General features: G+C 63.3%; 9 protein-coding genes and 1 pseudogene. 5 read left to right on the top strand and 5 right to left on the bottom strand.

Features of this window, described 5'->3' with window-relative positions:
• From ACIQ17_RS28735 to ACIQ17_RS28725, 3 genes and pseudogenes are all read left to right on the top strand, one after another.
• Nucleotides 1-339 (top strand): annotated as a pseudogene (locus ACIQ17_RS28735) (hypothetical protein); the annotation flags it as partial.
• Nucleotides 340-403: 64 nt separating this feature from the next.
• The gene (locus ACIQ17_RS28730) at nt 404-724 is read left to right on the top strand and encodes a YnfA family protein (RefSeq protein WP_398472826.1); all 321 of its coding nucleotides are present in this window, start codon (nt 404-406) and stop codon (nt 722-724) included.
• A 71-nt stretch (nt 725-795) separates the two neighbouring features.
• The gene (locus tag ACIQ17_RS28725) at nt 796-1,098 is read left to right on the top strand and encodes a hypothetical protein (protein WP_398472825.1); all 303 of its coding nucleotides are present in this window, start codon (nt 796-798) and stop codon (nt 1,096-1,098) included.
• Between the two features lie 28 nt (nt 1,099-1,126).
• Here ACIQ17_RS28725 and ACIQ17_RS28720 read toward each other — a convergent pair whose 3' ends face one another.
• Complete coding sequence (locus ACIQ17_RS28720; protein WP_398472823.1) at nt 1,127-1,558, bottom strand: PaaI family thioesterase; 432 nt, start codon at nt 1,556-1,558, stop codon at nt 1,127-1,129.
• Between the two features lie 267 nt (nt 1,559-1,825).
• Here ACIQ17_RS28720 and ACIQ17_RS28715 point away from each other — a divergent pair, with 267 nt between their 5' ends.
• Nucleotides 1,826-1,972 (top strand): hypothetical protein, encoded by a 147-nt coding sequence (locus ACIQ17_RS28715; RefSeq protein ID WP_398472822.1) that lies wholly within the window; start codon nt 1,826-1,828, stop codon nt 1,970-1,972.
• A 184-nt stretch (nt 1,973-2,156) separates the two neighbouring features.
• The gene (gene recA, locus ACIQ17_RS28710) at nt 2,157-3,260 is read left to right on the top strand and encodes a recombinase RecA (RefSeq protein WP_398472821.1); all 1,104 of its coding nucleotides are present in this window, start codon (nt 2,157-2,159) and stop codon (nt 3,258-3,260) included.
• 150 nt (nt 3,261-3,410) lie between these two features.
• On the opposite strand, the gene ACIQ17_RS28705 is transcribed toward recA, so the two are convergent.
• The 4 genes from ACIQ17_RS28705 to ACIQ17_RS28690 form a co-directional block, all read right to left on the bottom strand.
• Nucleotides 3,411-4,391, bottom strand: a complete 981-nt coding sequence (locus ACIQ17_RS28705) for an ABC transporter ATP-binding protein (RefSeq protein WP_398472820.1) — start codon at nt 4,389-4,391, stop codon at nt 3,411-3,413.
• A complete protein-coding gene (locus ACIQ17_RS28700; protein ID WP_398472818.1) occupies nt 4,388-5,392 on the bottom strand; it encodes an ABC transporter ATP-binding protein in 1,005 nt (334 codons plus the stop codon). The genes ACIQ17_RS28705 and ACIQ17_RS28700 overlap by 4 nt, the downstream gene beginning before the upstream one ends.
• A 13-nt stretch (nt 5,393-5,405) precedes the next feature.
• Nucleotides 5,406-6,344 carry an ABC transporter permease gene (locus ACIQ17_RS28695; RefSeq protein WP_398472817.1) on the bottom strand — a complete coding sequence of 313 codons (939 nt, stop codon included), beginning with the start codon at nt 6,342-6,344 and terminating at the stop codon, nt 5,406-5,408.
• Between the two features lie 7 nt (nt 6,345-6,351).
• Nucleotides 6,352-7,228: ABC transporter permease (locus ACIQ17_RS28690; protein ID WP_398472815.1), on the bottom strand; the 877-nt coding region annotated here is incomplete at its 5' end.

Raw genomic sequence — 7,228 nt, 5'->3', positions numbered from 1 at the left:
ATCCGATACCTCTCGCAGGCAGTGATGATGGCTGACTACGTGTTCTGGGCGGCGATCGCCGTGATGATCGCCGCCAGCATTTTTTTCGCGCCGCGGATCGCGCGAGACCGTATCGTCATGCAATGGGCGCTCGACGGCCGACCGGTCTGGCATGGACCGAGATGGCTGGGTCTCTGGGGCCTGATCGGCTTCGCGCTCGCCCTGCGCCTGATGATCTGGGCCGCCATGACCTGGGCACCCGATCGTGTCCACGGTACCGATCTCGGCCTGATGATCATGGCGGTGACGGTGACCATCTCGCATCTCCTTGTTCTGGCGCGTGCAGCCTACGCCACGTGACGCAACAATTGCCCTTGCCGGTGTCCGGCCGCTATGGAACGGCAGCAATACGCAGGGAGCATCGATGCGCACCGCCTTGATATTCATCGGAGCTGCGATCGCGGAGATCGTCGGCTGCTTCGCCTTCTGGGCCTGGCTCCGCCTTGGCAAGCCGGTCTGGATCCTGCTTCCCGGCATCGCATCGCTGATCCTGTTTGCCTGGCTCCTGACGCTGGTCGAGAGCGAAGCCGCGGGCCGCGCCTATGCCACTTATGGCGGCATCTACATCGCCATGTCCGTGTTGTGGCTCTGGTTCGCCGAAGGCTTTCGCCCGGACCGCTGGGATATCGCGGGGGCCGCGATCTGTCTGGTCGGCGCCGCGGTGATCATCGCCGGGCCGCGCTGAGTCCGTGCTGGCTCTTTTCGACGCGGCAGTGTAAAAGCCCATAGCTTCTTCTCGTATCCGAAGAGGCTAACATGAACGACCTGAGCATGTGGTTTGAACAGCAGCACCACGGCCTTCACACATTCCGGTCCCTGCAGCAGAAACTATCCGATCTCCGCAGTCGCGCCCCCGAACACAGCGCGCTGTGTCAGCTGCTGAGCAATCTCGTCTCGCCCTATATCGAGGTCTATGACGAGGCGCCGCTGCCTGCCGCGGATGCCGCGCGTGCGCACCGGCGGCTGGCTGAATTGCTGGCGAGCATCGATCTGGCCGCACCGGCAGAGCAACAGCTCGCGGACTTCAACCGCATCGCCCGCTGCGATCTGGTGAACTGACGCAGCGCCAGGTCGCGCATGCCAGGCATCAGTCGCTGACGCCCTCACGACCGCGCAGCGTCATCATCGTCGCCGTGAGCAAAGCGACCAGTCGCTCCTGACCGTTGCTGACCGCGAAGACGTCCGATTGCGTGAGCGTCAGCGTGTGCCCGGACTTCACCACGCGTCCGCGCGCAATGATGAGTTCGCCCACGGCCGGCGCCACCAGATTGATCTTGAATTCGGTGGTCAGCACGCCGGCGTCTTCGGGCATCAGGCTCAGCGCCGAGTAACCGGCCGCACTGTCCGCAATCGCGCTCACCGCACCCGCATGGACGAAGCCATGCTGCTGCGAGATCGCGGGTGAGGGGACCAGTAAGATCTCAACGGCGCCGGGCGCAACGCTGCCAAGCGAGGCACCAAGGGTGGTCATCAGCCCCTGTTTGGCAAAGCTGTCGTGGATGCGGGTGGTGATGTCCATGGCGGATGTCCTGGCGTGACGAACGGTGATTCCGGCAGGATAGTATCGGCATCGTCGAGGATGAAAGGCTCCCGCGCGGCTTGCTAGAGAGCGCTCATGAGGACCAAGGCGCAATCGCCGCAGGCGCATCGGCGACCGAGTTGTCTGTTTTAGTAGACAAATCTGCGCCGCTCGCTATAGGACTGGCTGGTATTTGGCAGCCAGTCGACCGGACATCCGCCCGTGGCCTACAGCATCTAAGGAACGCCGTATCATCCGACAGAGAAAGTGTTCTACGGCACCGTGGAGACGCTCGATCATGCCGTTATCGAGCTGAAGCGCCTGCGCAAGGCGGGGGTGGCGGATGTGTATGCCATCGGCATTTCCCCCGAACTGGCAGCGATGCCGCTTCCCGCAGCGGTCCCTGCGCGCTGACGTCCCGAATTCTTCGACGCCACGCCGATTTGCCGATCGGAGAGGGAAGTTTGTCGAAATCTCAAAGAACATATTGCGAACATAGAACAGATAGGGTACATTGAATCATCCGAGCGGCGATGCGGTCTGTTTGTCGCTCTCACATTTGTCCCTGTCGCGAATCCCTTCATAAGGAGCTAGATCAATGGCTGCCAATTCGTCTGCCCTGCGTATCGTTGAAGGATCCTCCATGGACAAGTCCAAAGCCCTGGCGGCTGCGCTCTCCCAGATCGAGCGCCAGTTCGGCAAGGGTTCCGTGATGAAGCTCGGCAAGAACGACCGCTCGATGGATATCGACGTGGTGTCGTCGGGCTCGCTGGGCCTCGATATCGCGCTCGGTGTTGGCGGCCTGCCGAAGGGCCGCATCATCGAGATTTACGGGCCGGAATCCTCTGGCAAGACCACGTTGGCGCTGCATTGCGTTGCCGAAGCGCAGAAAAAGGGTGGCATCTGCGCCTTCGTCGATGCCGAACATGCGCTCGATCCGGTCTATGCCCGCAAGCTCGGCGTCAATGTCGACGAACTCCTGATCTCGCAGCCCGATCACGGCGAACAGGCGCTGGAAATCGCCGACACGCTGGTGCGTTCGGGCGCGGTGGACGTGCTGATCATCGACTCGGTCGCAGCCCTCGTGCCGCGCGCTGAACTCGAAGGCGAAATGGGCGATGCGCTGCCGGGTCTGCAGGCGCGCTTGATGAGCCAGGCGCTGCGCAAGCTGACCGCCTCGATCAACAAGTCCAACACCATGGTTATCTTCATCAACCAGATCCGCATGAAGATCGGTGTGATGTATGGCTCGCCGGAAACCACCACCGGCGGCAATGCGCTGAAATTCTACGCCTCGGTCCGCCTCGATATCCGCCGCATCGGCGCGATCAAGGAGCGCGACGAAGTGGTCGGCAACTCGACCCGCGTCAAGGTGGTGAAGAACAAGCTGGCACCGCCCTTCAAGCAGGTCGAATTCGACATCATGTATGGCGAAGGTGTTTCCAAGATGGGCGAAATCCTCGATCTCGGCGTCAAGGCCGGCATCGTCGAGAAGTCGGGCGCCTGGTTCTCCTATGACAGCCAGCGCCTCGGCCAGGGCCGCGAGAATTCAAAGGCTTTCCTGCGCGCCAATCCGGATATGACCGCCAAGATCGAAGCCTCGATCCGGCAGAATTCCGGCCTGATCGCCGAGCAGATCCTCGCCGGCAAGCGCGAAGCCGAGGACGGCGACACCGAAGGTTCGGAGCCGGCGGACGAGTGATCGGATCATCCAGCCTGCGCCATGCGCAAGCTGGGCAATGGTTGCCACACCGTTTCGCGGCGGGAGGTTGTGAGGGTCTGTTGCCGATGCCTCGCAGCGCTCGTCGCACACACAAAGGGCTCCGCTTGCGGAGCCCTTTTCGTTGGGAGATTACGCGCCGGGCCTGTTCACCGCATGACACGCGACGCCTTGGATCAGCGGCGGCACCTCGCGCCGGCATAGATCGAACACCTCCGGGCAACGTGGATGAAAGGTGCAGCCGGATGGCGGATCGATCGGATTGGGAATCTCGCCGGACACTGCGATGCGCGCGCGCCCTGACATTGCGAGATCCGGCACGGCGCCGAGCAACATGCGCGTATAGGGCATGCGCGGGTGGCTGAAGAGTTCGCGGCCCTCGGCGAGTTCGACGATGCGGCCGAGATACATCACGCCGATCCGGTCAGCCATATGGCGCACCACTGCGAGATTGTGGCTGATGAACAGATAGGTCAGGCCGAGCCTGTCCTGCAGGTCGCGCATCAGATTGAGGATCTGCGCCTGGACGGAGACATCCAGTGCCGATGTCGGTTCATCACAGACGATGAAGTCGGCCTCCGAGGCCAGCGCGCGTGCAATGGCGATGCGCTGACGCTGGCCGCCGGAAAACTGATGCGGGAACTTGACGCCGTCATCGGGGTGCAGGCCGACGAGGCGCAGCAGCTCTCCCACGCGCGCGCGGATATCGCGCTCACCGGCGATGAGGTCGAAAGCGCGGATCGGCTCGGCGATGATGCCGTCCACCCGCAGGCGCGGATTGAGGCTGGCATAGGGATCCTGGAAGATCATCTGGATTCGCCGCCGCAGTGGTTTTCGCAGCCCCGCCTGTTTCGGATCGCTCATGGAGACGCCGTCGATTGAGACGTCACCGGCGCTTGGCGGCAGCAGGCCGACCACCATCCGCGCCACTGTACTCTTCCCGGAGCCGGATTCACCCACCAGCGCAAAGGTCTCGCCGCGCCGGATATCGAAGGAGACGCCATCCACCGCCCTGAGATATTCCCGCGGCGTCCGCTCGATGACGCGGTTGAGCCAGGGCTTGGAGACATCGAATACGCGCCGGAGATCGCGCGCCTGCACCAGCGCCGTCATGCCGTGAACTCCGCCGGCGCCGGGATCGATGACGCGGGATCGTGGAGATGACAGGCCACACGCTGCGTTCCTACCGTGATCGGCTCCGGCCGCTCGACGCGGCAACGGTCGAACGCGAAGCTGCAGCGCGGATGAAAGGCGCAGCCCTGTGGGATCGCCGAGAGGCGCGGCATGCTGCCGGGGATCTGCACCAGGCGCTGCGATGCGTCGCCGGTGAGTGTCGGGATCGCGCCCATCAGTCCTTTCGCATAGGGATGCAGCGGATGCTGCACCACGTCGCGCACGGGGCCGATTTCGGCGATGCGGCCGGAATACATCACGGCGACGCGGTCCGAGGTCTCGGCGATCACGCCCATATCGTGGGTCACCAGCATCACCGCGGTGCCGTGGTCGCGGCCAAGCCGCTTGATGAGGCCGATGATCTGGGCCTGCACGGAAACGTCAAGCGCCGTGGTCGGCTCATCGGCGATGATCAGTTCGGGTTCGGCCGCGATCGCCAGCGCGATCACCACGCGCTGCCGCATCCCGCCGGAAAATTCATGCGGATAGGCATCGATGCGTTTGTCCGGCGCAGGGATGCCGACTTCTGCCAGCAGCTCGATGGCGCGCTTGCGCGCCGCGCTTTCGGAGAGGGACAGATGGGTGCGAATGGTTTCCACCAGCTGGTCGCCGATACGATAGAGCGGATCGAGGCTCGTGAGCGGATCCTGGAAGATCATCGCGATGCGCTTGCCGCGGATACGCCGCATCTGTGCCGGCGGCAGATTGTCAATGCGCTGGCCGGAGAGATGGATCTCGCCGCCACTGATGCGTCCGGGTGGATCGATCAGGCCGATGGCGGCAAGCCCCGTCACCGATTTTCCCGCGCCGGATTCGCCGACCACGCCGAGCACTTCGCCGCGGGCGATGTCGAAGGAGACGCCATTGATCGCATGCAGCGTGCCGCGCCGACTGGCGAATTCAACATGGAGATCGCGAACGGACAGGACGGGCGTGTTCATGAACAGGTTCCCGTCATTGCAGTTTCGGGTTCAGCGCATCGCGCAGCCAGTCGCCGACCAGGTTGATCGACAGGATCAGCGAGGCCAGAGCAACGCCTGGAAAGGCGATCACCCACCATTCGCCGGAAAACAGATAGTTGTTGCCGATACGGATCAGCGTTCCGAGCGATGGCATGGTGTCCGGCATACCGGAGCCAAGGAATGACAGCGTCGCTTCGGTGATGATGGCCAGCGCGAGATTGATGGTGGCGATGACGAGGATCGGTCCCATGGTGTTCGGCAACACGTGGCGTAGCATGATGACGCGCGCGGGCAGGCCGATGAGCTGCGCGGCGGCTACATAGTCCTTGTTCTTCTCCACCATGACCGAGCCGCGCACGGTGCGCGCATATTGCACCCAGAAGCTCAGGCCGATGGCGATGACCAGCACCATCAGCATGGTGGTGGCGTCGAGGTGATTGCCGAGCAGTGATTTCACCACGCCGTCGATCAGCAGCGCGATCAGGATCGCGGGAAAAGTGAGCTGCACGTCGGCGATGCGCATGATCAGGCTGTCCACCGCGCCGCCCACATAACCGGCGATGAGACCGAGCCCGATCCCGAGCACGGCGGCGAGAGCGACGCCGAGGATGCCTACGATCAGCGAGATGCGCATGCCGTAGAGGATGGCGGATAACACGTCGCGACCCTGCTCGTCGGTGCCGAACAGGAATGGCTTTTGGCCTTCGGCAGTCCAGAGCGGCGAGATGCGCGAATTCATCAGGTCGAGCTGGGCGGGATCAAACGGATTCTGCGCGGCGAGAACAGGCGCCAATATGGCTGCCAGCACCAGCAGCAGCACGATGCCGGCGGCGACGATGGTGAGTTTCGAGCGACGGAACGAATAGAAGATGTCGCTGTCGATGGCACGGGCGAGCAGGCCGGGCGTGTGGGGGAGAGGCGCGTCGGTCATGTCACCCTCACGCCGGCCGGTTGACGGTCGCGCGCAGGCGCGGATCGACGATGGTGTAGAGGATGTCCACCACCAGATTGATGGTGACGAAGATCAGCGACACCACGAGCAGATAGGCGGCCATGATCGGGATATCCACATTCTGCACCGCCTGCACGAACAGGAGGCCCATGCCCGGCCACTGAAACACCGTTTCGGTGATGATGGCGAAAGCGATCACCGAGCCGAATTGCAGGCCAGCCACCGTGATGACCGGCACCAGCGTGTTTTTCAGTGCGTGGCCGAAATGGATCGCGCGGGTGGTCAGCCCGCGGGCGCGGGCGAAGCGGATATAGTCGGTGCGCAGCACTTCCAGCATCTCGGCGCGAACGAGGCGCATGATCAGCGTCATCTGGAATAGGCCGAGGGTGATGGACGGCATGATCAGCGCCTTCCAGCCCGACACTGTGAGAAATCCGGTGGTCCACCAGCCGAGCTTCACCACCTCGCCGCGGCCGAACGACGGCAACCAGCCCAAGGTCACTGCGAACAGATAGATCAGCAGAATGCCGATCAGGAAGGTCGGCAGCGAGATGCCGATCAGCGACACCGCCTGCAGCAGCTTGGCGGTGAACGAGTCGCGGCGAAGCGCCGAATAGATCCCCATCAGGATGCCGAAGAACAGCGCCAGTACGGTGGCACAGGTGGCGAGCTCCAGCGTCGCCGGCATGCGTTCCTGCAGCAGCGAGGAGACCGGCTGGCGAAACTGGTAGGAGACGCCGAACTTGAACTGCGCCGCATTGGTGAAATAGCGCGCGAACTGCACCACCACGGGATCGTCGAGGCCGAGCGAGGCACGGATCTCGGCGCGTTGTGCCGGTGTGGTGTCGATCGCCACCATCTGG

Source organism: Tardiphaga sp. (genome assembly GCF_044340795.1).
In the GTDB taxonomy this organism is placed as follows: domain Bacteria; phylum Pseudomonadota; class Alphaproteobacteria; order Rhizobiales; family Xanthobacteraceae; genus Tardiphaga.
The sequence above is the reverse complement of the archived record's forward strand: the minus strand, read 5'-3'. Positions and strand labels throughout refer to the sequence as shown.

Bases quoted from the DNA above. Each gene is read 5' to 3' on its own strand.
- ACIQ17_RS28730 (WP_398472826.1), top strand. From the start codon at position 404: ATGCGCACCGCCTTGATATTCATCGGAGCTGCGATCGCGGAGATCGTC.
- ACIQ17_RS28725 (WP_398472825.1), top strand. From the start codon at position 796: ATGAACGACCTGAGCATGTGGTTTGAACAGCAGCACCACGGCCTTCAC.
- ACIQ17_RS28720 (WP_398472823.1), bottom strand. From the start codon at position 1,558: ATGGACATCACCACCCGCATCCACGACAGCTTTGCCAAACAGGGGCTG.
- recA (WP_398472821.1), top strand. From the start codon at position 2,157: ATGGCTGCCAATTCGTCTGCCCTGCGTATCGTTGAAGGATCCTCCATG.
- ACIQ17_RS28705 (WP_398472820.1), bottom strand. From the start codon at position 4,391: ATGACGGCGCTGGTGCAGGCGCGCGATCTCCGGCGCGTATTCGATGTC.
- ACIQ17_RS28700 (WP_398472818.1), bottom strand. From the start codon at position 5,392: ATGAACACGCCCGTCCTGTCCGTTCGCGATCTCCATGTTGAATTCGCC.
- ACIQ17_RS28695 (WP_398472817.1), bottom strand. From the start codon at position 6,344: ATGACCGACGCGCCTCTCCCCCACACGCCCGGCCTGCTCGCCCGTGCC.